This window comes from Micromonospora wenchangensis (assembly GCF_002210435.1).
GTDB classification, from domain to species: domain Bacteria; phylum Actinomycetota; class Actinomycetes; order Mycobacteriales; family Micromonosporaceae; genus Micromonospora; species Micromonospora wenchangensis.
The window spans coordinates 111,949-137,179 of record NZ_MZMV01000005.1 but is presented as its reverse complement, the minus strand read 5'-3'; the positions used below and the strand labels follow the sequence as shown (position 1 = coordinate 137,179).

The 25,231-nt window shown below is 68.4% G+C and carries 23 protein-coding genes and 1 pseudogene; 18 read left to right on the top strand and 6 right to left on the bottom strand.

Annotated features, from left to right (window positions below):
• Positions 1-152: 152 nt before the first annotated feature.
• The 7 genes from B5D80_RS04500 (at position 153) to B5D80_RS04470 (ending at position 7,263) form a co-directional block, all read left to right on the top strand.
• A complete protein-coding gene (locus tag B5D80_RS04500; protein WP_088642479.1) occupies positions 153-815 on the top strand; it encodes a hypothetical protein in 663 nt (220 codons plus the stop codon).
• Between the two features lie 20 nt (positions 816-835).
• Complete coding sequence (locus B5D80_RS04495; RefSeq protein WP_088642478.1) at positions 836-2,116, top strand: protoporphyrinogen/coproporphyrinogen oxidase; 1,281 nt, start codon at positions 836-838, stop codon at positions 2,114-2,116.
• Complete coding sequence (locus B5D80_RS04490; protein WP_088642477.1) at positions 2,113-2,880, top strand: HisA/HisF-related TIM barrel protein; 768 nt, start codon at positions 2,113-2,115, stop codon at positions 2,878-2,880. The genes B5D80_RS04495 and B5D80_RS04490 overlap by 4 nt, the downstream gene beginning before the upstream one ends.
• Positions 2,881-2,910: 30 nt before the next feature.
• A complete protein-coding gene (locus B5D80_RS04485) occupies positions 2,911-3,882 on the top strand; it encodes a zinc-dependent alcohol dehydrogenase family protein (protein ID WP_088642476.1) in 972 nt (323 codons plus the stop codon).
• A 201-nt stretch (positions 3,883-4,083) separates the two neighbouring features.
• On the top strand, positions 4,084-5,316 hold the full coding sequence (locus tag B5D80_RS04480; RefSeq protein ID WP_088642475.1) for a helix-turn-helix domain-containing protein: 1,233 nt from the start codon (positions 4,084-4,086) through the stop codon (positions 5,314-5,316).
• Positions 5,317-5,535: 219 nt separating this feature from the next.
• Positions 5,536-6,342, top strand: coding sequence for a MerR family transcriptional regulator (locus tag B5D80_RS04475; RefSeq protein WP_245854232.1), 807 nt, complete (start codon positions 5,536-5,538; stop codon positions 6,340-6,342).
• A gap of 54 nt (positions 6,343-6,396) precedes the next feature.
• Positions 6,397-7,263: a hypothetical protein gene (locus tag B5D80_RS04470; RefSeq protein ID WP_211291390.1), complete on the top strand. Its 867-nt coding sequence runs from the start codon at positions 6,397-6,399 to the stop codon at positions 7,261-7,263.
• 90 nt (positions 7,264-7,353) lie between these two features.
• On the opposite strand, the gene B5D80_RS04465 is transcribed toward B5D80_RS04470, so the two are convergent.
• On the bottom strand, positions 7,354-7,998 hold the full coding sequence (locus B5D80_RS04465) for a Dps family protein (protein ID WP_088642472.1): 645 nt from the start codon (positions 7,996-7,998) through the stop codon (positions 7,354-7,356).
• 209 nt (positions 7,999-8,207) lie between these two features.
• Positions 8,208-8,999 carry a rod shape-determining protein gene (locus B5D80_RS04460; RefSeq protein WP_158224124.1) on the bottom strand — a complete coding sequence of 264 codons (792 nt, stop codon included), beginning with the start codon at positions 8,997-8,999 and terminating at the stop codon, positions 8,208-8,210.
• Positions 9,000-9,226: 227 nt separating this feature from the next.
• Here B5D80_RS04460 and B5D80_RS04455 point away from each other — a divergent pair, with 227 nt between their 5' ends.
• The 3 genes from B5D80_RS04455 (at position 9,227) to B5D80_RS04445 (ending at position 10,687) form a co-directional block, all read left to right on the top strand.
• Entirely contained in the window at positions 9,227-9,433 is a 207-nt protein-coding gene (locus B5D80_RS04455) for a hypothetical protein (RefSeq protein ID WP_245854230.1), read from the top strand.
• A 166-nt stretch (positions 9,434-9,599) separates the two neighbouring features.
• The gene (locus B5D80_RS04450; protein WP_088642469.1) at positions 9,600-10,352 is read left to right on the top strand and encodes a rod shape-determining protein; all 753 of its coding nucleotides are present in this window, start codon (positions 9,600-9,602) and stop codon (positions 10,350-10,352) included.
• A gap of 71 nt (positions 10,353-10,423) precedes the next feature.
• Entirely contained in the window at positions 10,424-10,687 is a 264-nt protein-coding gene (locus B5D80_RS04445; protein ID WP_088642468.1) for a cation:proton antiporter regulatory subunit, read from the top strand.
• A gap of 74 nt (positions 10,688-10,761) precedes the next feature.
• On the opposite strand, the gene B5D80_RS04440 is transcribed toward B5D80_RS04445, so the two are convergent.
• Both B5D80_RS04440 and B5D80_RS04435 read right to left on the bottom strand, forming a co-directional pair.
• Positions 10,762-11,091, bottom strand: a complete 330-nt coding sequence (locus B5D80_RS04440; RefSeq protein WP_088642467.1) for a TraR/DksA family transcriptional regulator — start codon at positions 11,089-11,091, stop codon at positions 10,762-10,764.
• 177 nt (positions 11,092-11,268) lie between these two features.
• The gene (locus B5D80_RS04435; RefSeq protein ID WP_088642466.1) at positions 11,269-12,555 is read right to left on the bottom strand and encodes an NAD(P)/FAD-dependent oxidoreductase; all 1,287 of its coding nucleotides are present in this window, start codon (positions 12,553-12,555) and stop codon (positions 11,269-11,271) included.
• 615 nt (positions 12,556-13,170) lie between these two features.
• On the opposite strand from B5D80_RS04435, the gene B5D80_RS04430 reads away from it, so the two are divergent.
• Positions 13,171-14,412, top strand: coding sequence for a PucR family transcriptional regulator (locus B5D80_RS04430; RefSeq protein ID WP_245854228.1), 1,242 nt, complete (start codon positions 13,171-13,173; stop codon positions 14,410-14,412).
• A gap of 394 nt (positions 14,413-14,806) precedes the next feature.
• On the opposite strand, the gene B5D80_RS04425 is transcribed toward B5D80_RS04430, so the two are convergent.
• Entirely contained in the window at positions 14,807-16,198 is a 1,392-nt protein-coding gene (locus B5D80_RS04425) for a condensation domain-containing protein (protein WP_158224123.1), read from the bottom strand.
• Positions 16,199-16,481: 283 nt separating this feature from the next.
• Between B5D80_RS04425 and B5D80_RS04420 the strand changes: the two genes are divergently transcribed.
• The 5 genes from B5D80_RS04420 (at position 16,482) to B5D80_RS04400 (ending at position 21,131) form a co-directional block, all read left to right on the top strand.
• Positions 16,482-17,741 carry a glycosyltransferase gene (locus B5D80_RS04420; RefSeq protein WP_088642463.1) on the top strand — a complete coding sequence of 420 codons (1,260 nt, stop codon included), beginning with the start codon at positions 16,482-16,484 and terminating at the stop codon, positions 17,739-17,741.
• A gap of 348 nt (positions 17,742-18,089) precedes the next feature.
• A complete protein-coding gene (locus B5D80_RS04415; RefSeq protein WP_158224122.1) occupies positions 18,090-18,725 on the top strand; it encodes a SipW-dependent-type signal peptide-containing protein in 636 nt (211 codons plus the stop codon).
• A 4-nt stretch (positions 18,726-18,729) separates the two neighbouring features.
• Positions 18,730-19,368, top strand: coding sequence for a hypothetical protein (locus B5D80_RS04410; RefSeq protein WP_088642461.1), 639 nt, complete (start codon positions 18,730-18,732; stop codon positions 19,366-19,368).
• Between the two features lie 12 nt (positions 19,369-19,380).
• Positions 19,381-20,646, top strand: coding sequence for a signal peptidase I (locus B5D80_RS04405; protein WP_088642460.1), 1,266 nt, complete (start codon positions 19,381-19,383; stop codon positions 20,644-20,646).
• An 83-nt stretch (positions 20,647-20,729) separates the two neighbouring features.
• Positions 20,730-21,131 carry a hypothetical protein gene (locus B5D80_RS04400; protein ID WP_144081577.1) on the top strand — a complete coding sequence of 134 codons (402 nt, stop codon included), beginning with the start codon at positions 20,730-20,732 and terminating at the stop codon, positions 21,129-21,131.
• Between the two features lie 180 nt (positions 21,132-21,311).
• On the opposite strand, the pseudogene B5D80_RS04395 reads toward B5D80_RS04400, so the two are convergent.
• A pseudogene (locus tag B5D80_RS04395) lies at positions 21,312-22,015 on the bottom strand (transposase family protein); the annotation flags it as partial.
• A gap of 499 nt (positions 22,016-22,514) precedes the next feature.
• On the opposite strand from B5D80_RS04395, the gene B5D80_RS04390 reads away from it, so the two are divergent.
• A complete protein-coding gene (locus B5D80_RS04390) occupies positions 22,515-22,991 on the top strand; it encodes a hypothetical protein (protein ID WP_144081576.1) in 477 nt (158 codons plus the stop codon).
• Positions 22,988-25,054 carry an ATP-binding protein gene (locus B5D80_RS34745; RefSeq protein WP_088642457.1) on the top strand — a complete coding sequence of 689 codons (2,067 nt, stop codon included), beginning with the start codon at positions 22,988-22,990 and terminating at the stop codon, positions 25,052-25,054. The genes B5D80_RS04390 and B5D80_RS34745 overlap by 4 nt, the downstream gene beginning before the upstream one ends.
• Positions 25,055-25,231 lie beyond the last annotated feature (177 nt).

The window sequence follows — 25,231 nt, the reverse complement described above, 5'->3', positions numbered from 1 at the left end:
CGGCCGCCATCGCCGGATCCGCGCTCCCGCGTGGGAGATCCGGTGCTCAGCCCCCGCTCCCCATGTTCTGCCGGGTTGTCTGACGCCGGGGTCGCCCGATCGGCCCTGGCGGCTGTCGACCGCCACCGTGTCCCGAGGAGAAGGTGATTCAGATGGACCGCGATGTTGTCGGGCCCACCGCCGGGTCTCTGCGTGAGGAGATCGTCCGGCTACGCAAGTCCGACCCGCCCAACGAACTGCTCGCGATCGCCGCCGCCGACTCGCTCACGACCGCGCAGATCGAGCGGGAGATCTGCGCGGAGCTGCGCGCGCACCGGGCCGAACTCGGCGCGTACGCGGCGATGATGGGCCGGTTCGCCCGGCCGCCGGCCGGGAACACCTTCCTGGCCTTCTACTCGATGGTGATCGCGGCGGGGCCGAAGCTGCACCGCTGTGCCGACCTGCTGGGTGTGAGCGAGCAGGACCGTTCCCGTCGGTACACCACGCCCCTGGAGAACACGTTCAACGGATACGTGTCCTGGCTGGCGCTGCACGGCACCCAGGCGGAGATCTGCATGGCGTTGCTGTCGGACATGGACTCGTACTTCGGCGTGTGCGACGCCATCGTCGCCAGTGCGGAGCGCGGCGGGATCGCACTGCCCCCGGAGGTCGTCGAGTACTACCGGCCCGGGGACATCAGCGACTTCTACGCCGTGACCCAGTCGACGCTGCAGGACGCGTTGGACCGGGGTGACGATCCGGCGTGCGCCGTCGCGGCCGGGCGGTTCATGGACGAGTACCTGCGGTTGTTCTGGGCCGAGGTGGCGGCGGCCTGACCGCGGGAAGGGGCAGGCTCATGCGGATCGTCGTGGTCGGTGGCGGGCTGGCTGGTCTGACCACCGCGTGGCTGTTGGAGCACGACCACGAGACCACCCTGTTGGAGGCGCAGGCCGAGTTGGGGGGTCACGTCAGGTCGGCGACGACCCTCCACCACGGTGTGGAGTGCGCTGTCGACCTGGGTGCGCAGGACTTCTCCGCCGTCCTGTTCCCCCGGCATGCGCGGCTGATCCAACTCATGGGGCTGGCGGCGGAGGTCGTGGAGGTACCCACGACCGTCACGATCCAGGTGCCGGACATGCCCGTCCCGCTGCTGGTGACGCCGGACGGCACCCGCAGCGGGATCCTCGGTGCCGGCGGGGAGGCACGTGCCCTGCTGACGCGGGCGGCGGTCGACTGGGACACCGAGGGGGTCTCCTGGGAGAGGAGCTACGCCGATCTCGTCGAGCCGCTTCCCGTCACCGACGGGCTGAAGAGAACGGTCCTGTACGCGCCCGTCGCCGCGCTGTACGGATGCAGCATCGACGACGCCCGGCAGGTGTCCGGGCGGGCGGCCACCGCCGTGCTCGCGCGGAGCGCCGCGCCCGCTGCGGGTGGGTCCGCCGGCTGGCAGAACCTGGTCGGTGGGCTGGCGCGGCTCGTCCGGGCGATCGCGGTGGACCTGCTGGCCACGACCATCCGCACCGGGTCGGAGATCACCAGGATGGAGTCCGGTGACCGGCGGTGGACGCTGAGCACCGCAGGCGGACAGGTCTACCAGGCCGACCAGGTGGTGCTGGCGGTGCCACCGCCGCGCTGCCTCCGGCTCATCCGGCAGTTCCCCCACGCCGATCGGCTCAACCGTGCTCTCGCCGGCTTCCGGTACCTGCCCTCGACGACCGGCCTGCACCTCGATCCGGCCTATCTGCCGGCACGGGCGGACCAGTGGTCCACCTCCAACCTGACCGTCTACCGGGAACACGCCGACTCGACGGCCTGGTACGGGCCGATCACGGGGGCCCAGGTCTTCCGAAGTCAGCTCACCCACCGGCCCCGGTTGCCCGAGCGCCTGGTGGCCACCGCTGACTTCGAACAGCTCTATCCGGATGCCGCGGCGGTCCGCGGCCGTCGGGTGCTGGCCGATCACCAGGGCCGCGACGGCCTCTGGTTCGCCGGGCACCACCTCGCCGACATCGACTCCCAGGAGACAGCAGTGAACAGTGCCATCGACATCGCCACCCGGCTCGCTCCCGACAGTCACCGACTACGGATGCTGACCGAGGAGGTCGGCCACGACCAGCGGCAGGGACGGCAGGCATGACCGGGATGCGCTGGTCCAGCGACGACCACCCGTACGTCGTTCCGTGCCTTGACATCCGCGGTGGCAGGGCGAATCCGTCGGCGTGGCACGAGGGACGGGCCTGCGACGACCCGGTCGAGATCCTCGACCGGTACCGCTGTCAGGGGACGGAGAAGATCTTCCTCGACATCCAGGACGGCTGGCGGGACGACAGCCGGTTCCTGCCGCTGCTGCGTGAGCTGTGCAGTGGTGGCGGCGCGCTGCTGGTGTCCGTCGACAACGGTAGGGCCCGCGACGACCACGACGTCGAGGCGGTCCTCGGAGCCGGGGCTGCGGCGGTGGCGCTGAGCACCGCCACCGTGGACTCACCCGATCTCGTGTCGAGGGCGGTACGACGTCACGGTTCGGCCAGCGTCCTGGCGGTGATGAACTGCCGCCGCGCCGGCGATGGTTGGCAGGTGCACGTGGACGGTGGTCGGCGGGCCACCGGTATCGACGCCCTGTCCTGGGTGGCGGCCTGGTCAGCCGCCGGAGTTGGCGCGATCCTGGCGAACTGCCTGGAGCGGGAGGGCGCCACCGAGCAGGGGTACGACATTCGCTTCACCAGGGCGGTGGTTGATGCCGCGGGGGTTCCGGTCATCGCGTCGGGGGGCTGCGGCGAACCCGCGCACATGGTGTCGGTCCGGTCCCGGGCCGGTGCCGCCTACGCGCTCGCCAACACCATCTTCCACCGCGGCATCCACAGCGTGTCCGACGCCATCCGGCACTGCGACGGTCACCGCTGAGGATCGGCCCGGACGGAGCAGGGGGCTCGGATGTACGCGATTCAGTTCAGCCGCCACGGCGAGCCGGCGGCCGTGCTCCGGCAGGTCGAGCTTCCCCGGCCGCAACCGGGGCCGGGTGAGGTCCGGGTCCGGTTGACCCACCGGCCGGTCAATCCGTCGGACCTGCTCTACATCAGCGGGGCTTACGGTCGACGTCCCGTGCTTCCTGCCGTTCCCGGCTTCGAGGGCGTCGGTCGCGTCGACGCCACGGGTGCCGACGTCGGTCTCGCCGCCGGTACCAGGGTTGCCGTCTCGGCGTTCGGCACCTGGCAGGAGAGCGTGGTGGTGCCCGCCGCCGACGTCCTGGTGCTTCCCGACGGCATCGACGACGATGTGGGCGCGCAACTGATGATCAATCCGTTCACCGCCCGTCTGCTGCTGCGCCGTGTCGCGCTCCCGCCCGGGGCGTGGCTTGTTCAGACCGCCGGGCTGTCCGCGGTGGGCCGGATGATCGCGCATCTCGCGTACGCACAGGGGGTCAATACCGTCAGCACCCATCGCGGCAGCGGCCCGGTGAACGTCGAGGGTCTTCCGCCGACCGATCACCTCGTCGACACCAGCCGCGCGGATCTGCTTTCCGTGGTGGGCACACTGACGCATGGCGTCGGTGCCTCTGCGGCGCTGGACGCTGTCGGTGGGGAAACGGGAACCGACGCGCTGCGGTGTCTTCGTACGGGTGGTCTTATGGTCAGTTTCGGACTGCTCTGCGGTCAGCCGGTCGCCGCATCACCGGCTCACCTCATCTTCCGGGGTCTTACCGTCGAGGGATTCTGGCTGCCTCATTACCTGAGCGGAATGCCGCCGGACGAGATTGCCCGGATAGGACGGCATATCATCGCCGATGCTCTCGACGGGACGCTGCCGTCTTCCGTCACACGCCGGTATGCCCTGAGCGAGGTCGTCGCGGCCGTCGCCCATGCCCGGCGCGCCGGGCTCACCGGCAAGATCCTCCTCACGGGCTGAGCTGACTGCGCGGTGGTGTTTTCTTGCGACTTGCACACCGCAGGGATTCGACCGGGCGCTCCTGATCCGGAGCGCCCGGCAACGCGATGGAAATTCCAGCCTGTTGACCACCACCGGCCGAAGTTTGTGCGTTTTTTCGGCAATGGCAGTCAGCCCTCGAACTATCCGGGAGTCGCTCTATAAGGCTGATAACGTAGCGTGATGGGGCCGAGAAACGTGCCCGGTAGGCAGCCGCCATCCGTGGGCGACCGGATAGCTTCAGCACGACGCAGACGCGGAATGTCCCGACGGGTGTTAGCCGACCTGATCGGTCGCAGTGAAGAGTGGCTTCGGCAGATCGAGAACGGCAAGCGTCGCCTGGACAGCATCGAATACGCGATACGCATCAGCGACGTTCTCGACATCGGCGACCTGTTGACGGATCTCGGTCTTGCCGAGGCGCACGCGTCACGGACATCGCGGCCGGCGAACGCGGTGGCGCGGACCCGGGCGGCGATCCTCAGTGCGGTGGGCACCGATCTTCTCGGTGACGAGGCGCAGCGCCGCCCGCAGGTCGTCTCGCTGGAGCGGGAGGTCGAGGAAGCCTGGCGGATCTGGACTGGTCACGCGAACCGCTACCAGCGGACCTTCCTGCTGCTGCCCCAACTGATCCAGGACGCGTCCGCGCGGCTGCGTACCGAGGTCACCGCCGATCCGATCGCTGCCGCGCTTTCCGTGCACTATCTGGCGCGCACGATCCTGTCCCGGGTGAACGAGGAGCAGCTCGCCTGGATCATGGCCGACCGGGCGTTGGTGGCCGCCGGGCGGGTCGGCGGGGAATCGCTGTTGGCTGCGGCCTGGCACGGGGCGTCGAGCTACCTGCGGCAGGGGTGTTACGAGGAGGCGCAGCGGCTGGCTCTCGCTGCGGCGGCCCATGAACCGCCCGGCGACGCCCGGGCGGACAATCTGCTGTCGCTGCGTGGAGCGCTGCTCCTGGTGGCTGCGGAGGCTGCCGCGGCGGACCTCGATGTCGAGCGTTGCTTCCAGTTGTTGCAGGACGCCCGCCGCATCGCCCGGAACGTTCCGGACGATTTGCAGCCCCACATGATCCCGTTCGGGATGACCGAGGTGGGCATCAGCGCCGTGCAGTCCGAGATCCGTCTCGGTCGCATCGCCGAGGCGATGCGGCTGGCCGCAGAGGTGGACATCCCCGACGACTATCCGCCCGACCGTCAGGCGCGGTTCTTCATTCCACTGGCTTTTCTCCACGCCCGCCGCAACGAGGATGCCGCTGCGGCCTTCGCACTGGGCAAGATCGCCGGTATCTCACCGGAGGACATCCGCTACGACCACCTGTGCGGTCAGGCGTTGCACCGCCTACTGCGCCGCAACAACCTGACCATCCGCCGCGAGTTGAGTCGCCTCGCCGCACTGAGCGAGTTCCGTCCCGGGTGAGTGGGGGTGCGGCCGCTGACGCCGGCGAAGAAGACGAATTCGACTGGGCCTATGTCAAGAACTGGCCAGACGAGCTGCCGCTGCTGCATCTGTCGATCGGCCGGGATGACCGACGAACCGAGCAGAGCCGGCCTTGCCTCGCATCGGCACCGCCTGAGTGACGAGGACGACTGCGGACGTGTTTGACCTCGCCCCAAGGGAATGGCCCAGGCTGGGCGGGTGAACGACGTGGAGCTGATCCTGCCCGGCGAGTTCGGCGCCGCGACCCGCCTGTCGTCGAAGGCGCTGCGGCTCTATGCCGAGCAGGGTCTGCTGGTGCCCGCAGCCATCGACCCCGCCACCGGCTACCGCCGCTACCACCGGGATCAGATTCCCCGTGGTCGGCTGATCGCCCGGCTGCGCGTCCTGGGTCTGCCGCTGGCGCGCATCGCCACGCTGTTGGAGTTCAGCCCGCAGGCCCGCCAGGCCGAACTCCGCGCCTGGCTGGCAGCCCAGGAGGCCCAGCTTCGACGTCGGCGCGAGCTGATCGAAGCCCTTGACGGCGCCGCCGTACCGAGCACGGCCGCTCCGGGGCTGCGATTGAGGCCACCACGCAAGCTGTTGTGTCAGGAACGGCGCGTGCACATCGGCGAACTGGACACCTTCGTCACCGAGGCACAGCAACGCATCCGGGCCCGGCTGCAGGCAACCGGTGTGCCCTGCGACGGGCCGGCCCTGGTGCACTTCCATGGGTTCGTCACCCATGACAGCGACGGACCCGTCGAGGTCGCGGTGGCGTTCATCGGCGCCGTTGAACCCGTCGATGACCTGCGAGTCCGGCTGTCGCCGGCCGGCACCGACGTCTACCTACCGGTCGCCGAAGCCGACGCGGGATTCCCCGACATCCTGCACGCCTACGAGACGTTGGAGGCATGGATCGACGCGAACCGCCTGATCAGCCTCGCCAGCCCGGTCGAGATCCGTCCCGGCACCGACGGTGCGCTCCTCGACGTCACCTACCCCATCTCGACCATCGGAGGAAGCTGAAGCATGCACCCCTACATCGGTTCCGGGCCCTACTGCTACGCCGACTCGCTGGCGATGGCCCTCGGCCCGACGGCCCCCTCCCCATCGGTTATCGAAGTGCTGACCGGCTCGCCGTTCGGCATGCATCTGCTCGGCGGGCGGCTGCCGCTGTTCGACCCGTACGGCTGGGACGACCGCGGCATCGACGACGCGATCGCTCTGCTCGGCTGGACCTGCCGACGACAAGGTGCCGACGATGGCGAGCAGGCCCTGGCGATGCTCAACGAAGCGGTCAAGACCGGCCCCGTCCTGGCCGGTCCACTGGAGATGGGGCTGTTGCGTCACGTGCCCGGGATGACGGGACCGATCGGGTCGGACCACTTCGTCGCTGTTCTGGAAGCCGACGACACGCTGGTCCGGTTCCACGATCCGTACGGCTGCCCCTACGCGACCCTGCCGACCCGGGACTTCCTGGCCGCCTGGCGCGCCGACACGATCACCTTCTACCACGTCGAGCCGTACACCATGCGTGGCGACTTCCGGCAGGTCCGCGAGGTCACCACCGAGGCAGCGCTGCGCGCGGCCCTGCCCGGCGCGGTGGCCTGGCTGCGTGGGCGCGACGACCTTGCCGTGCCGCCCGGCACCATCGGCGGCGCCGCCGCGGTGCACCGCCTCGCTGACCTGGTTACCGACGGACTCGACCCCGAGACGCACGGTCACCTGACGCATTTCGCGATCCGGGTCGGTGCTCGGCGGCTCACCGACGCCGCCACTGCACTTGCCAGTCTCGGCCGCGGCGAGGCCGCCGCTGTCGCTACCCGGCAGGCCCGGCTGGTCGGCAGCCTCCAGCACGACATCGTCAACGGACACACGGAGTCCGCCGCCCGAACGTTGCGGCAGCTCGCTCCGACCTACGACCAACTGGCGGCCGTCCTCAGCTGACACCGCCATGCCGAGAACGCCAGCCGACGACAACCCTCCGACGACCGGACCGATGGCGCTGTCCGGATCAGTCACCTCTCCGTTTTCTCGTCATCGGCCTCCTGCCCGGGGGCCACCGCGCCACGGTGCCGGTGTCTGCCGGGCCTCCTGAACGCGGGTGGCGCTGCCGTTCCGGCCGCGCTCGGCGGCCGCCTTCTCGTCGTGGCCCTCCTGATTGGCCGGGGTACCGGCTTCGGTCTCCAGGTGAGCCCGGATGAACCAGTGGAACTGCTCCAGGTGTCCGGCCTGGGTGATCAGCAGGTCCTGGGTGACGGGGTCGGCCTTCTCCGTCGCGTAGATAGCGGCCCGGTGTGCCTCGATCACTGCGCCGTAGACGACGTTCAAGGCGGCGAGGTGGGTGTGGGTGTCCGCCCGGCCGATCGCGTAGTCGTCCCAGTCGCGCTGCCTGACCAGCGCCCCTGGGGTGCCCAGGGGTGAGCCGCCGAGAGCGGCGATGCGCTCGGCGACGTCGTCGACCATGACCCGTACGGAGTCGACCTGCGGGTCGAGCATGGTGTGGACCGCGATGAAGTGGGGTCCGACGACGTTCCAGTGGACGTGTTTGAGGGTCAGCGCGAGGTCGTTGAGCGCGTTGAGCCGGTCCTGCAACAGGAAGATCACCTCGGCGGCGGTGTCCGGCTTGAGTCCGGGGACGGTGTAGGCGGGAACGTTCGGCTGGTAGGTGCTCGGCGACATCTCTTCTCCTTGTTCGGGATTGGTGTGGCGAGACGCGGTGACGTCGAGACCGCAGTTCGGGTCAGCGCGGGGTGGGTCAGCTTCTCGGGCACCGTCCGTGTCGATCGGGCGGCTACCGGCGGCGTACCGGTGCGTTCGGACATGCGTCGCCGCGCCCACGTCGTGTCGGCGATGCTGCGCCGGCCGGTGTCCTTCAGCGCTGCCGGGTGTCAGATCCGGACGGGATGGCGCAGCATCGACATGGCGGCCAGCCCGGCGCCGTTGAGCGCCGCGGTGCGGGGAGACGCGGCGCGGTGCACCGGCAGGCGGAGCGCGGCGGACAATGCCGGGGACAGGCCGGGATGTGTGGCACCGTCGCCCACGAGCAGCAGCCCGCGGGTGAGGGCAGGGGCCAGTCGCGTCCACGCTGTCTCGCCCCGCAGGGCGTCGAGGTGGTGTGCGACGACGTCGCTCACCAGGTCGACGGTGGCGCCGCGGGCGAGGTCGCGGGTGCCGATGTCGGCGCGCCGGGCCGCGACGACCCGCCCGTGGTCCAGCAGGGCGACCTCGGTCAGCTGGGCTCCGACGTCGGTGATCAGCAGGCTGCCGGCGGCTGCTCCCGAACCGATCGCGGCGGCACGCACGGTGTCGATGAACACCAGGTGGGAGGGTGCGAGGACCGCCTCGACGACGCGGCGCACCACGGTCTGGTCGTGTTCGCCGGCCAGGACCGGGCGGCAGGCCGCGACGACGCCGCCGGGAGGTACCGGTTGGTCGAAGCGGCGGATCAACTCAGACAGCAGGGTCTCGCAGCGGTCGGCGTCGATGATGCGGTCGCGCCGGATCAGAGAACCGGCGGAGGAGAACGCGTCCCCGCACGGCGCGCTGATGGTGCCGCGGTGCGCCGCCCAGACGCCGATGGAGCTGCTGCCGAGGTCGATCGCGACCGCGGTCGGCGGGGCCGAGCGACACGTGCCGGCGGCGCGCCGGTCGGAGGAGAGGACGTTCGCGGACACGGTCACACCGATCACTTCCATGGATACGGGGCGTCTACCGAATCCCATCGTCGCTGCTGAACAGATCGGTGACAGCGGTCGGGTCCGGCGAAACTTCGTCGCGTTCGTTGCCGACGCCCGGCAACCCGGCCTGCGGTCACCTGTTGCGGGGTGGGCCGGATGCCGGTGACCTCGGTCGACGGGTTGCGTGCTGTCGTGGCCGTTTGCTGGTCCGTACGGCTATGGTGGCCGCCATGGGTGACGGGCGCGGCTTCGGGGGCGTCGGCCGGCGAGCTTCGCTGCCGACGTTGCTCGTGTGGGCTGTGCTGGTGTTGGTCGTGTCCGCCGCCCGGGACATCGGGTTGTGCATCGTCTTCCGGCTGGCCCGCCGTGCGGTCCCGGGTTGTGTACCGGCATGGTCGGCGGACCGGGCCCCGCCGACGTGGACGCTCACCGCCTGAAGCCGCCCGTTGCGTGGCGTCGGATATGACGCTGCCCCTTGGCTGGGAGCACCATGCCACCCCTCGTTCCTGACTGTCGCTTCGGCACGCCCGTTGACCTGCCGGCGACGTCGCTTCCCTTCGTTGACCCTCGACACCTGGTTTCCGACGTACCGGGGCGGACGACATGCTGACCGCCGGTGCCTACGCTCGTCCGGGCGTACAGTCCTGCCTTGCCCTCGACCTCGGAACGTCCACCGTCCGGCTGTGGACGTCGCAGTCGGGAACGGTGATCACTGAACCGACGGTGCTCGGCCGCCGCAGTACCGACCGGCACGTGGCCGGACGAGCTGCGCTGACCGCTCAGGCCCGCGGTGTGAGCGTCACGTGGCCGGTGCGCGACGGTGTGGTGCGCGACTTCTTCGCCTGCGTGCATCTGCTGCGGCTGCTGACCGCCGATGTCCGCCTACCTTCCGACACCGCCTATCCCGTCCTGGTCGGTGTGCCGGCGACCGCGACCCTGCGCCAGCGCAACGTGCTTGTCGCCGCGGTCCGCCGTGCCGTCGGCGGACGGGTCAGCGCGGTGGAAGAGCCACTCGCGGCCGCTCTGGCCTGCCGTCCTGACCCGGGCGGTGACGTGGTCGTGGTGGACATCGGGTCTGGACGTACCGAAGTGGCTCGTATCGGTGACCGCAGCATCGTCGCGGCGGAGCGTGTCGAGGACGCCGGGTCCGTCGACCGGATCCCGGCGATCGCCGATTGTGTGCGCCGTCTCGACCGTCCGCGGGGTGGTCAGCGGCGGCTGCTGCTCACCGGTGGTGGTGCGACCGCCCCCGGAATCGCCGCGAGGTTGGCCGCGTTGACCGGCCGCTGCGTCACGATGCCCGCCGAACCGCCGCTGGCCACGCTCACCGGTCTGCGCCGGCTACTCACGGGCTGACGTGGGCCTGTCCCGCCATCCGTATCCACTTCCCGGCCGCGGTCGCGGTCGTCTTCTTCCGGAGTTCTGTCATGGACGTCGAATTCACACCGCTGCCGGGCATCGGCGAGTGCCACACGTTCACCACCGTCACCGGTCGTCGGGTCGGCGTTGTCACCCACTACGCCGGCGGTCGACGCGAGCTGATCCACGGCGTCGGCGACGATCCCGATGCCGCCTGCAGCCTGACTCTCTCGCGGGGCGAGGCGATCGCGTTGGCGGGGTTGCTGGGGATCCTGGACGTCGTCGACGTGGATGTCACAGGCACTCAGCACCGGCATCCGGCTGACGGCTGACGGGGCGGAGTGCTGCCGCGATCGGCGGCCGCGCCGGCTTCGTCGCCGGCGCGGCCGCTGGTCGTGCATATCGGTCAGCCCTGGTGTTTCTGCTGGCAGGGTACGCAGAACCGGGCGTGCGGTAGCACTTCGAGGCGTTCGGCGGGGATGGGGCCGTCGCATTTTTCGCAGCGGCCGTAGCTGCCGTCGGCGATGCGGCGCAGCGCGCCGGTGATCTGTTCGAGGTTGTGCCGGGTGGCCGCCACCAGTGCAACGCGGTTGTGTGCTTCGCCGGGGTCGCCGGTGTCGGGCGAGATTTCCGTCAGTTCCTTGAGCCGGGTCGTCTGGGCGGCGAAGTCCTCGCTCAGCGATGCGCGGAGGCCGGCGAGCCAGCCCTGATCGGACACTTCGATGTCGACGCTCATGTGCCGCTCCTTGGTCGGGAAACCGGAAGTGCTTCGGGAAACCAGAAAAGCGGAAGCTCGAACGGTTCCGCCCTGGCGATCGGTGGGGGTCGTGAACTACCCCGCTCGCCGGTGGGTCTCGACCCGGCGGCTGCGGGCTGCGTTCGTTCCGGAGGTTCGGCAGTGCTGACGCGTGCGCTAACGCAGCGGGTCGAACGGCGTCAGTTCCGCGGGCACCTCACCCTTGAGCACCGCTTGGGCCACCAACTGGCCGGTGACCGGCCCCAGGACGATGCCCCACATGCCGTGGCCACCGGCGACGAACACCCGCGGTGCGGCGGTCGCGCCGATCAACGGCAGGCCGTCAGGGGTGCACGGCCGGGAACCGACCCACTCGTCGCGGCGGTCATCGAGGTTCACCCCGTTGAGCAACGGCCGCACGGCGTCGACGACGGCGGTGATGCGTCGCGGGTCCAGTTCGTCGGCGGGTCGGCGGAACTCCATCATCCCGGCCACCCGCAGCCGGCTGCCCAACGGGGTACAGGCGACCCGCTGCGTCGGGAAGTACAGCGGGCCGGCGGGCATCCGTTCGACGGGCACGCTGAAGCTGTAGCCGCGCCCGGCCTGCACCGGGCGGCGTACCCCGAAGGGTGTGGCCAGTTCGCCGAATGCCGCTCCGGTGGCGATGACCACGGCGTCATGGCGGTGCTGCTGCCCGGACGGGCCGGTGACGCGGACGTCGGTGGTTGCCGGCTGCAGACCGGTCACCTCGCTGCTGTCGAGGATGCGGCCGCCGCGGGCCCGGACCGCATCGGCCAGCGACGTGATGAACGCGGGAGGGTTCAGGTACCGCTGCCCGAAGATCTGGACAGCGGCGGCGACCCGGTCGCTCAGAACGGGCTCCATCGAGCGGAGCACCTGGCCGGTCACCGGGCGGAAGGTGACGTCCTGACCGGCGTCGCCCATCTGTTCCAACTCGTCGAGCAGTCCACGGCTGTCACGTTCGCGGGCGAAGCAGGCCAGGAAAGGGTCGGCCGGCGTCGTCACGGTGCTCACCCCGCCGGCCGCGAGGGCATCGAAGGCGTCCAGGCTGCGCTCGTTGAGCGGGACGTAGGCGGCCATGCCCCGCCGCCACCGCCGGGCGGTGCTGTGGAACACGAACGACAGCAGGAAGCGCCACAGGTCACGGTCGGCGCGCAGCGGCAGGTACACCGGGGATCGGGAGCTGAGCACCGCGCGCAGCCCGTAGCGCAGCACCGCGGGTTCCGGCAGTGGGGCGGTCAGCCCGGGGGTCAGCCAGCCGGCGTTGCCCCACGACGCGCCGGCGCCGGGGTGCTGACGCTCGTAGACCGTCACCTGTGCGCCGGCTTCCTGCAGGAACCAGGCCGTGGACAACCCGATCATGCCCGCTCCGATCACCGCGACGTCGCGCGGTGAGCCATGCACGAACGCGGGAGTGCCTGTCACGCCGAGCTCGTCAGACATACCGCTCCTCTGCTGCGCTGGGCGGCTGGACAGCCGTTCGGTGGGTTGGCCACGTTGTCGGGGCCTGCTGTCCGGCCATGGTCGCTTGACCACCGCGAACCGGGCCAGGGCTGTGGCCGGTCAGCTGAACCGTCACTCCTTGCCGACGTTCGGCAACCAGAAGGCGCTCAGGACCGCCGGACCGCTGCCATCGGTGCCGTGGCCGGGATGCGGTGGCGGGGTGTCGCGTACACGGTGCCGCCGTATCGCAGGGTGGTCACTGCGGCGCAGTCCCGGTGGTCCACCGCGTCGCTGCCCGCGCGCGGCGGGGTGATCCGCGGGGTGCCGGCTGGTGGGTCCGTGCGTACGAACAGGGTCTCGACCCGGCCCTGCTGCGCCGCAGCGCAGATTGCCGTGGCATCGGTGCTGGCGCGACCGGTCCCCCCGCAGTTCCCGGTAGTTGGCCGCCGGGGCGGCCTCACCAGTGCCCGGGGTGCGAAGGTGACCTTGTCCACGGCATGCTCCGGGTGATGGCCAGCCAGCCCCGCATCGACCGGTACGGACCTCGAATCGGCGTTCACCGCCGCCAGGATGGGCGATGCTGGGTCAGACGCAACGGTGAACGGGAGCGGCCACGTGAGTGACAACGGCACACGGCGCATTCAGCGGCCGGCGGCGAGCGAACCCGACGGGCAGTGGCTCGCCGAGGTCGCGGCCAGCGCCAGCCGTGACGCCGGCGACGTGCCCGTGGCGTTGCTGGGCGACTACCTGCCGCTGCTCGCCGATGCCGCCATCACCGGTCGTAAACCCAAGCGCGCCGAACTCGACGCCGTCGAGACGCTCGGGCGCAAAGCCGCCGAGCAGGGCATCTCCGCCGGCCGGGTGGTGCAGCTCTACCTCTCCGCCGCCCGACGGCTGTGGCAGGACCTTCCGGACGTCGTACAAAGCCGTGACCGTGAGGCCGTGCGTGCGGCGGCGGCCGCCGTGCTGCACGTCATCGACGACGCCGTCGCGACCCTGGCCGAGGGTTATGCCGTCGCCCGTCGTGACCTGGTCCGACACGAGGAGACGCTGCGCCGCGAACTCATCGACGACCTGCTGCGCGGCGACTCCGACCTCGGCGGTCTGGTCGACCGGGCCGAGCCGTTCGGCCTCGACCTCGCCCGCGTCCACCAGGTCGCCCTGGCCGCGCCGAGCCGGCGGCTGCCGGACACCGACACGGCGATGACGGTGCTGGAGGCGGTCATCTTCGACCGGCTCGGCGACCGTGACGTTCTCGTCGCGACCAAGGACGGGCTCCTGGTCGTCATCGCTCCCGCCGAGACCACCAGCTCCGACGGTGCGCCTGCCGGCCACGACACCGACGACAACCTCGGCCGGCTCATGCATGACCAGTTGCGCCGGTTGCCCCGCGGGCAGCCCTGGCGCATCGCCGTCGGCCGGCCCCACCCGGGCCTCTACGGCATCGCCCGCTCCTACGAGGAAGCCCGCGAGGCCCTGACCATGGCTGGCCGGCTTCGTATGCCCACTCCCGTGGTCGACGCCCGGGACCTGCTCATCTACCGCGTCCTGCTACGCGACCAACCCGCCATCGTCGAACTCGTGCACGCCGTGCTGCACCCGCTGACCCGGGCCCGTGGCGGCGCCGAACCGCTGGTAGCCACCCTGCAGGCGTACTTCGACACCGGTGGCGTCGCCACCGAGACCGCCAAACACATCCACGTCTCGGTACGAGCGGTCACCTACCGCCTCGAACGCGTCCACACCCTCACCGGTTACAACCCGGCCGACCCCGCCCAACGGTTCACCCTGCAGGCCGCGGTGCTCGGTGCCCGCGCCCTCAACTGGCCCGAACAGCCACTGCCGGCAGCCGGCTGACCTGCTCCTCACCCGATGAACCACGGCCGAATCATCCGCAACAGCACCGCCGCTGCGGCAAGGAGTGAAAGATCCATGGCTCTACCATTGAGCAGAGCACGCCCTCCTCGACACCAGCCTCGACGTAGAGCGCCAGCGTGTACGACCGGTCGCGGCCAGCACGTCATCGACCAGCTTGAACGGCGCGAGGCGGGTCAGCACGCCGAGGTGACCCGCCGCCAACGGCTCGACAGCTACCGTGACCGTCCGGATTACGGCAATCCGATCCGCCGAGCGGGGCTCCTGATCCGGATTTTGTTTCGTTGACTATTCTTGATACCGAAACACCACCCTCACCCCTTTGCCAACACGCTCTTGACCAGCCACGCCCACGCCCAACTGGATGGCGTTGGCACTAGCCAGCCTCGCGAAGCACGTCTAGGAGAACTGTCGCGACGGCAGAACGATATGCTGCCATTACCTGCTGACACTTCAGCACATTCGGGAACATACAGTTCAGACTTATGCCGGACGAGTTTCGGTAGAACCACATGTTCGCGGTGTTCGTGTGGGATGCATTCGGGATTGTCGAGGGTTGCCAGACATCATATTGGTCGAAGTTAGGCATCTTCCGAAAATCGATAAAAGAAAAGAAGTTCACCGGGAAAGGCCAAGTCCTCAGGTGATAGTACTGCGGGGCCAGCAATTCCCAGGCCTTGACGAACGGCACGTCCACGCTCTGGATCAGGGACTTGAAGCTCGCCTGTGCGGCGTGGAGAACTTCCGGAAACGAAAGGTCAGCCGACACCGGAAAAGCGATGGGCATGGTATTGACGAACCATCCGAAGGATTCACTCCACCGCGGATCCCTCCGCTCGCTGATAGGAAGGAATCCATAGTACGAGGTCGCCCCGGACACTTTCTGCAGCGCGATCCCCACCGCAGCCAGCAGACCCAGGAATAGCTTTCCGTCATAACGGACACAAAGGTCTTCGAACGCCGTCGCATCTTCGTTGTCGAGGAGCTGGAAGGTTGTGTTGTGGGCCGGATACATACGACCCACCTCGACGCCAAGGTCGAGCGGAATCTGCGGAAACAACCCTCCGGACTGCGCGACGAAAGATCGCCAGTACCTTAGTTCCGGGCTGTCCGCGGTGATCCCGGAGTACCTCCTGCGTTGAGCTTCGGCGAAGTCGAGGTAGCTACCGGCCGGCTCGGCGGACAACTGCCGACCAGCGCGGGTGTCTGCGTACGCGCGCTGCACCTGATCGACGGCTATCGCCAGGGATATCCCGTCGCAAACAATGTGGTCGAACGCCAGGAAAACCATTGAAAGCTCGGCACCGACCAGCACGCCCATCCGGAACAGCGGCCACGACAAAGTGCTGATTTCTTGGTCGAATATGGCCTTCAGATGGTCCGCAGCAGCGTCTGCCGTGGGCATTTCTCCGCTGTCCAGGTGTTGCAGCGTAACGTCGGCCGGGGACATTACGTCACAGCGCAGGGCGCCGGCGAGATGTTCGAAACCGCACCTCAATACCTCATGTCGCTCAACAAAGTGCCGGAGGGCGACCTCCAGCGCGGGGAGATCGACATGACCGGGAATATGGAAGGTGACCGCGATCCAGTAGTCCTCGGAAGCGTGTTCGCGCCGCGCGGAAACCGCTGCCGTGAAGTGCTTCTCCTGGTTGAAGGAGGCGACTTTCTCACCGAGGTAGGCCGGGTCCAGGTCTTCAGGGGCGCAGAGCCGCCATTCGTGAATATGGCCAGGCATCGCCTCGAGATCCGAAAACGGTATCTGCCGCATGTGCGTCCACCCCTCCGGGACGTTAGGCTGACGGCCACGCATGGGGTGCAGTGCGGTCTGCGACCGTCGGATGTTCTATTGGGCTCAACAAACAGGATTGTACATTTTCAGCAGCAACGAATCGAGCAGTTGAGCGAAAGGTCCACCTTGATAGAGTTCGCACGCACAGCGCGGGATTCCCTCGGATGGACATGACCATGAGTGCGGTTCGGCTGTTCGGCGCTGGCACGAGCGGACCGAAGGGAGGATCATTTACGACAGCAAGCGGGAAGGCGGGGTATTGATGATATTGCTCCTGGCGGCATTCGGATCACGTGGGGACATTGATCCTTTCGTTGCACTCGGCCGCGCGTTGGTCAGTGCGGGTCATGAAGTGCGGTTGGTGACCCAACGCGAGTTTTGCGATCTTGGCCGGGGTTCGGGGCTGGACATGAGACCGATCGACATGGACTCCAGCCGCCACCTCCTCGGTCTACCGGCGGCGCGAACAGCCCTGCGCCGAGACTACGATCCTGTAGCTATTGCGCGGTTGATGTCGGCGCTGACCCCTCAGTTCGAGCGCATCTACAGGGGCACGCTCGCTGCCGCACGGGGTGTGGGGGCGATGCTCTGCCATCCGATGGCGTTCCCTGCACTCGATGTCGCCAACCACCTGGGGATACCCGTTGTCGAGGTGCACCACGTGCCCGCCGTCCGAACACGTGCATTCCCCTCCGCCACAGGGCACCGGATCGGTCCTACGCTGGGGCCCTTGGGGAACCGGCTTTCATACGCTGCCGACGATTGGGGTGCATGGAAGCTGACCGGACGCATCATGAACCGGCTCGGACGAGAGGTTCTTGGTCGTCCACCGCTGTCCACCCGGCAGGCGCTGAACCTGCGACGCCAACGGGTCGGAGTGATCGTCGGGGTGAGCCCGAAGGTGCTGCCTCGGCCCGATGACTGGCCGGCAGAAGTGATCATGACAGGATATCTGCGAGATTCCGCCCAGACTGACGGCATGCTGGATCATGCCACGTCGCGCTTCGTCGCTGCCGGCGCTCCGCCGATACTTGTCACGCTCGGCTCGACGCCGACGCTCGACCCGAATCGGGTCAGTCAGCTCCTGGTTGCCGCCGCGCGTCGTGCCGGGCTGCGGATCGTGCTGCAACGTGGCGTTGCCGGACTCGCTCACAGCTTCGATCCGCGATGGGTTCATCTGGTTGAAGACCTTGACTACCACCAGATCCTCGGGCGGGTCGCCGCGGTAGTGCACCACGGTGGGGCTGGCACCCTCGCCCAGGTCCTCGCCCACGGCAAACCGTCAGTCGTCCTGCCGAGCTTCGCCGATCAGTTCTTCTGGGCACACCGTGTGCCGGCCCTCGGGGTCGGGCCCCGGCCGCTGCCCCTACGACGGCTCACCGAGTCCGCCCTGGCGCAACGGCTTGCTGAGGTTACGGCCAATCCTGAGTACGGCAGCCGCGCCACGATCATCGGTGCGGGCATCGACGCCGAGGACGGTCCAGGCGCCGCGGCCGTCGCGGTCAACGATCTCCTCACCTAGGAATCCGCGCTACGGCGATCCCGTTGGCTGCAGACGCATGAGCCGCCGTCGAACCGTGGACAAGGTCGTTCAGGATGCGCCGGCACGGCTTGCCGTGGTCGGACGGGCAGAACAGGGCCTATCCCTCGCGTCGCCGGTTCTCCGGTGCCTGGCATCGGGAGTCCAGGTGTGGCAGAATCGGCAACATCAAGTGTTTTGTCCGCTTATCGGATAAGTTGCTCCTTGTGTGGCCCCTCACCACGCCTCGGCCCGCCTGAACGGCGGCCCGTCACAGAAGGCAGCCCGGGTCAGACCACCACTGCGCCGTGTCGCCGACACAGCGCACTGGCGTCGTACAAGGAGGACACGTTGGGGGAAGAGGCAGGGACCACCAGTGGCGAGTCGGTCAGCCGAACAAATCGCCGCAAGTTCAAAGCGATTCTCGCCGGAGGGCTCGCCCTCGGGGTTGGAGCAACGATCACGCTTGCCGCCTGGAACGACTCTGAATATGCCAAAGGCACCTTCAGCGCAGGCACGTTCGGCATCGAGGGAAGCACCGACGGCACCACCTACGCGGAGCACCCCACAGCCGGCTCGGCCGCGGCACTGGCCTTCAGCACCGGCTTCGACGACATCAGCCCCGGCGACGTGGTGGCGGCACCGTTCGCCGTTCGACTAACCGCGGCCACCACATACGACGCCACGGTCACGGTGGCGTCGGCCACTCCCGCTCCGCCGGCCTTCGTCGGTCTCACCTACGGAATCGCGACCGTTCCCACCTTCGCCGACTGCGATGCGACACCCACCACCCCGACGTGGATCGTGACCCAAGGCACCCCGCTCACCTCAGTCGCCGGCGCGACATCGTTCAACCTTACTGAAGGCACCCCACCCACAACACCTGGCGCGCCCGCCTTCCTGTGTTTCGTCGTCACGGCGGGACCCACTCTGGTGCAGGGCACATCCGTCGTCCAGACCTGGCAGCTGTTGGCGGAGTCCGTCTAGAGCGATGTCCGCGGTCAACCACCGGGCTGCAGCCAATCCGCCCCGGCTGCGCAAGATCCGTGCCGTACTCGCCGGTGCGCTCGTCCTCGGCTTCGGGACGACGTCCACACTCGCCTCGTGGACCGACGGCGAGTACGGCGCGGGATCATTCGCCGCCAGCATCTTCGGCACCGAGTCGCAGACCGCATCCAGCAGTTGGGCCAGCCACACTCCAGCAGCGAGTTCGGCGATGCTGGTCTTCAACGCCACAGCGATGTCCCCCGCGGTCTCGTACTACGCGTGGATCGACATCCGCACCACATCGACGACGACCACCAGTGGGACCGTTGCACTGAGCAACTCTTCGAACGACTCCGGCGCGCTCCTGCCAGTTCTCCAGTATCGCGCGGTGCGGACCGCTGCCACCAACACCACCTGCGCTGCCGCCGCCTTCACCGGATCCCCCGTCTGGATCGTCGGCCCCAGCTATACCAGCATCACCTCGGTGCCCACTCCCGCCGTCTCCTCCCCCGTTACAGCTCCGGGCGGCACGACACCACAGCTGCGCTTCTGCTTCGAGACGCGCATCCAGTCCGGAGCGAGCAACACCTACCAGGGCACGACCGGCTCCGTCACCTGGCAGTTCACTACAACGTCAACGTAAGGATCCCTGCAGATGGTGGGACGATTCCATCAACGGCGCAGCATCCTCGTGCGGGTCGCCGATATGGCGCTGACCCTGTTCGCCATCGGCGGGGCGGTGTGCGTAGTCCTCGTTCCGCTGGCCCTGTTCTTCGACGTCTCCCTCATCCTGTTCAAGACCGGATCGATGGGGCCTACCATCCCCGCCGGATCGCTGGCGGTGGTACGGGAGATACCCGCCTCCGAGGTTGCCGTGGGAGATGTCGTCACTGTCGACCGCACCCCGTTGCCCCCGATCACCCACCGCGTGGTTGACATCGCCGATGGCGGAGGAGAGGTGCGCCTCCTCACGCTGCGGGGTGACGCGAACGAGTCCAATGACGCCGCGCCGCACGCGGTGACACATGTGCGGCTCGTCGAGTGGTCGGTGCCCAAGCTCGGGTACGCGGTGCGCACGTTGTCGAACATCTACGTGACAAGCATGATCGCGATGGGCATCGCGATCATGGTCACCTGGGCGTTCTGGCCTCGCGGCGCCTCGCCGCGGACGCTTCGGAAACGCCCCTGGCACCGCCGGAGGCCGTCTCCGGCACCGCGGTCAGATCACGGACACCGCACCCCACCGGACGTCGGCCCACGCGCGGGACGTCCACTCATCGTTGTGGCGCTACTGTCGGGCCTCACCGCCGCGGTACTGGTGCACCCCGGCCAGGCGCGCGCAGGAACGACCGAGAACGTCATCCGTAGCAGGAGCCTTACCCTGATCTCCATCGGCGACCAGGACCGCATGACCCACATGGTGCCGGACGATCCCGTGCCCTGGCAGGTCGGCGTCACGGCGCAGGCGAGGCAGCCCGGCACGGTGACCATCTCCCTGGCGGCGCTGGGCGCACTCGCCCTCAATCCCGACGGGCTCCAGGTCATGGTCGCGGTGTGCGCCAGGCGCTGGGTGGAAAGTGCCTGTCCCGCTGGCGAGCAGAAGCAGGTCCTTCCTCAGGGCCCAGCCGCTGCGCTGACCACCCACCCGGTAACCATCAGCTCGATGCGCGCCGATCAGCAACGGTGGGTGCTCATCACCGCAAGCCTGCTCACCAACAGTATGGCTTTGGGGTCGGCCGACCTCGTCGTCACGGCGGTCGGCTTCGGCGACCGGGCATCGACAGGCGGCAACGTCGGCCCCCTTCCGCACACTGGACCCGAACTGCGGACACCGGTAATCGCCGGCGTCAGCGCGCTCATCGCCGGCCTGCTGATCATGCGTGCCACGCGCAGACGCCGGCCCTGGATACGACAGCCGTGAAGCCCCCGCTGTTCTCTGCTGCACCACTGGTAGGCAACCGTCGACTCGTGTTCCATAACTGGACCAGAAGCACCATGGCCCTCGTGCTCGCCGGCATCGTTAATGTGGCCGCATCGCCACAGGCAGCGGTGGCTTCATGGAGCGGCAGCGAGTACGGCACTGACACCTTCCGGGCCGGCACGGTCAACCCGCCGACCAATCTGCGATGCACCGCCGGTCTGTTGGCGCCGCCGACCTTCACCTGGGACCTGCCCGTCGGCGGCCTGACCAGGAGCGCCTTCACCTGGTCTCTCTCGGGTCCCTTCTCCGGGGGTGGAACTCTCGCGGCCAATGCCACCACGGTCACCGTCCCGGGCCCGCTGCTTGCCATCGGTAGCGGCACTTTCCAACTGTCTGCCACCGGCCCCGGCGGCTGGACATCCTCTCAGGTGACCGGCTCTGTCGGCATGCTCACCACGGTTCTCTACTTCTGTAGCGTCCCATGAGGCTTTCGCACCACGGCGATACCCCGCGGCTCTGTGGCGGTGGTGCAGCCGGTGCGGGGTGTAACGCACCCTGACGAACTCCGCCTCCCTTCGACCGCTGGAAATGCCGGTGGTCGCGCGGCGACCACTAAAGGACGTCTCGTAACTCGGTGAAGGCGTTGCCCGGCAACGGTGTTGGTGTCAGCCGGCGAGGATGATGTTGTGGAGGTGGGCGATGCCGGAGGCGGTGTCGGTCAATGTGTGGGCGGCTCGGCGGTAGTCGCGGAGGATCTTGAAGGTCTTCATGCGGACCAGGGTGTGTTCGACCTGGGCGCGGATGCTGCGGTGTTGCTTGTTCAATTCCTTCTTCCCGTCGGGTAGTTCGCTGCCGTCGGTGGGTTTGCGGTACGGAATGATCACCTCCGGGTTGCCGCGGTAGGCGCCGTCGGCCATGACCGGCCTTCCGGTAAGTTTCTGGTTGATGCCGGAGGTGCGGTAGACGACGGTGTCGTTGCGGTTGCCGGGTTGCGGATCGCCGAGGGCGACGACGAGGCGGGTGTGGGCGTCGATAGCGACCTGCAGGTTGATGCTGTAGCGGTAGTTCTTGCTCGGGGCGGCCAGGCGGTGGTCGCGGGTGGGGACGAGGGTGCCGTCGACGATGGTGATCTGCTCGACCCTGCGCCGGCGTCCCGGGGTGAGGGCGAGCAGGGGGCCGAGGGTGTCGATGACCCGGTGCGCGGCGGAGTGCGACACCCCGAACAGGGGGCCGATCTGCCGCATCGTCAGGTTCGTGCGCCAGTACACGGCCACCAGCAACACCCGGTCGGCGAGGTCGAGCGACCACGGCCGGCCGGCCGACCGTCAGCGATCGCGTCACCACCACGCTCGGCGAGCAACCTGACCAGTGTCACCTGCACCCGAACATGATCCACCATAGACCTGACACCGAGTTGCGAGACGTCCTTGAGCGACCTGCGGGTTCATCTAGGGTGGCAGGGAGTGGCTTACGTTCATCCACGGCACCCGGAGTCCCGTTTAACCAGCCCAGGAGCACAGCTCGAGCACACGAACCCTCGTTTGCGACCACAATCGGCTGTGGTGAACCGGTAGGCTCCAGTTGACCCGGGCTGGCATCCGCCGACGAGCACATGCCTCGCACACCATCGATGATCATCTAGAGATGATCCTGCTGCAGCGGGCTGGTCGGAGGTGGTCAGATCTCGCTCGACGTGCTTCCCATCAGTCGGGAGACTGGTGGTCGTGAGAGCGGTAATGGTGTTCCCGGACGGTGCTTGGCAGGCGGGGGCTGTCCGCTACCAAACACACAACGCCACACTCCTGCGGTGTCCCGCCGCGTGGATAGACCGCTCCTGTAGCGGGGCTGTCGACAATGGATACATGGCGGTGCGTAGCGATGTTCGGTGGTGGTCGGTCGGCGGATTGGTGGTCCTCGGGCTGGCGCTGATCGCGTTGGGCAGGTTCCTGGCAGGGCAGGGCCTGGAGGACGCCGACCGATGGGGCAGTGTCATGGGCGTGTTCCTGAACGTCGCTGCGGTGCTGCTGGCCGGGTACTCCGCCGTCGTCGGCCGCCGGGCCCTGGTGGCGCAGACCCGGAGCGTCCCGATGGACACCACCCGCAACACGCTTACTGATGTCGAGGCCGACGGGGTTGTCGTCATGGGTCGGGACATCCACGGTCTGGGGCCAGCCGCGGTGGACGCGGCTGCGGCCGGTGGGGCCACGGGGTCTGCCGCGGATGGCGGTGGGGGTGACACGGAGAACCGGGTCGAGGGCGGGACCTTCCACGGGCCGCTGATCATGGGTCGGGACATCCGTGACCTGCCTTCGTTCCCGCCGTCGGGGTCGGGTGGCATCCGGTGACCGGCGCTGTCGGGCCGTCGGCGGACGGCGGGGTGTCGAACACGATCGGCGGTGGCGTGTTCTTCCACGCGGTAATCCAGGGCCGTGACATTCAGGTGGTGCTGCCGCGCAAGGTGGCACCAGCGTTGACCGGGCTGCCACCGGCGTCACCAGTGTTCACCGGCCGTACCGAGATGACCGAGACACTCCGCTACTGGCTACGCCCCGACCAGCCTGGGGAGGTGCAAGTGGTGTCGGCGGTCGCAGGGCTGGCCGGGGTCGGGAAGACGGAGCTCGTCCTGCACACCGCGCACCAGGTGTTAGCGGAGGGCTGGTTCCCGGGTGGGGTGTTGTTCGTCGACATGTTCGGCTACGACCCGGACCGCCGGCTCTCGGCCGGGCAGGCACTGACGGGCTGGTTGTCGGCGATTGGCATACCGGGTGAGCACATTCCCGCCGGGGAGCAGGACCGGTCCCGGTTGTGGCGCAGTGTCCTGGACGCCTACACACATCAGGACCGGCGGCTACTGCTGATCATTGACAACGCCTCGGCCGAGGAGCAGATACGGCCGCTGCTGCCTGCCGATGCCCGTACTCCGGTGTTGGTAACCTCCCGGCACACCCTGGACCTCGACGCACGGCTACATGACCTGGACACCCTCGACGCGCAGGCGTCACTGGATCTGATCACGCGGATCGTCGCCGGGCGTCGCGGCCCTGATGATCCGCGCCTGCTTGATGCTACTGGGCTGGCCGAACTGGCTAAGCTGTGCGTGGGGCTGCCCCTGGCGCTGCGGATCGTCGCCGCGCTGCTGGCCGACCGTCCTCATCTGCACCCCCATGCCCTGGCCAGGCATCTGAGTGACGACCAGTACCGTCTCGACGGCCTGTCCCGGCAGCAGGCCGCGGTGCGGGCCGCGTTCGATCTGTCGCATCAGCACCTCACCGGCCCGCAGGCCCGCCTGTTCCGGCTGTTGCCAGTCAACCCCGGCCCGGACATCGCCACCGGCGGCGCCGCCCGGCTGGTCGACCTGCCCGAACAACAGACCGAGCGGCTACTGGCTGACCTCCACCGCGCCCACTTGATCACCGAACCCACACCCGACCGGTGGGGCATGCACGACCTGGTCCGCCTGTACGCCACTGACCAACAAACCCATCAGGCCAGCGGGTGGTCCGACGACCGACCACCCGACGACAGCCACTCCGCCACCGCCACAACCGAGACCGAGGCGGTGGCGGCCCGGCGACGGCTGTACGACCACTACCGGCACACCGCCGCCACCGCCACCACCCATCTCCACCCCACCGTCCCCGCCGACACCAGCGTGTTTCCCGACCAGAAGCGCGCCCTGGCCTGGCTGGACGCCGAGCACACCAACCTCATTACCGTCGCCATCACCGCCCCCGACTACCAGCGGCCCGAAACCACCACCGACCTTGCGTTCACCCTCGCCCACTTCCTGTTCTTCCGCCGCCACTTCACCGATGTGATTGCCATCACCACTTGTGCTCGTGACGTCTTGCAGCAGGCTGGCGACCTACACGGTGAAGGCCAAGCATGGGGCAACCTCGGCCTCGCCTTGGCCCAGGTACGCCGGTTCGACGAGGCGATCGCCGCCCACACCCACGCCCGCAAGATCCTTCAACAGACCGGCGACCTACACGGCGAAGGCACTGCGTGGAACAACCTCGGCCTCGCCCTGCCCCAGGCGCGGCGGTTCGACGAGGCCATCACCGCCCACACCCACGCCCTAAACGCCTACCAGCAGACCGGCGACCTACACGGCGAAGGCCAAGCATGGGGCAACCTCGGCAACGCCCTGGCCGAGGTACGCCGATTCGACGAGGCCATCACCGCCCACACCCACGCCCGCAAGATCCTTCAACAGACCGGCGACCTACACGGCGAAGGCCAAGCATGGGGCAACCTCGGCAACGCCCTGGCCGAGGTACGCCGATTCGACGAGGCCCAGAGCAGCCACCATCACGCGATCGCCGCGTTTACCGCGACCGGCGACACCGCCAGGGCGAAGCTCGTTCAGGGTTGGCTCGCCAAGCTTCCTCAACCCTGGTGCCGCTAATACTCCAGCCGTGGTTGCTTCATCTAGAGCTTCAGCTTCTCGTCGCCATGATCATTATGGGAGTTGAACGCGCCATGTAGCTGCGAATGTCGGTGCTGTTCGGTCGGCGGTTTGCGTGGTTGCACTGTCTGTCTGTGGTGGCCGATCGCAGTGCGGGCAGGCTCATGTGCTTGTTTT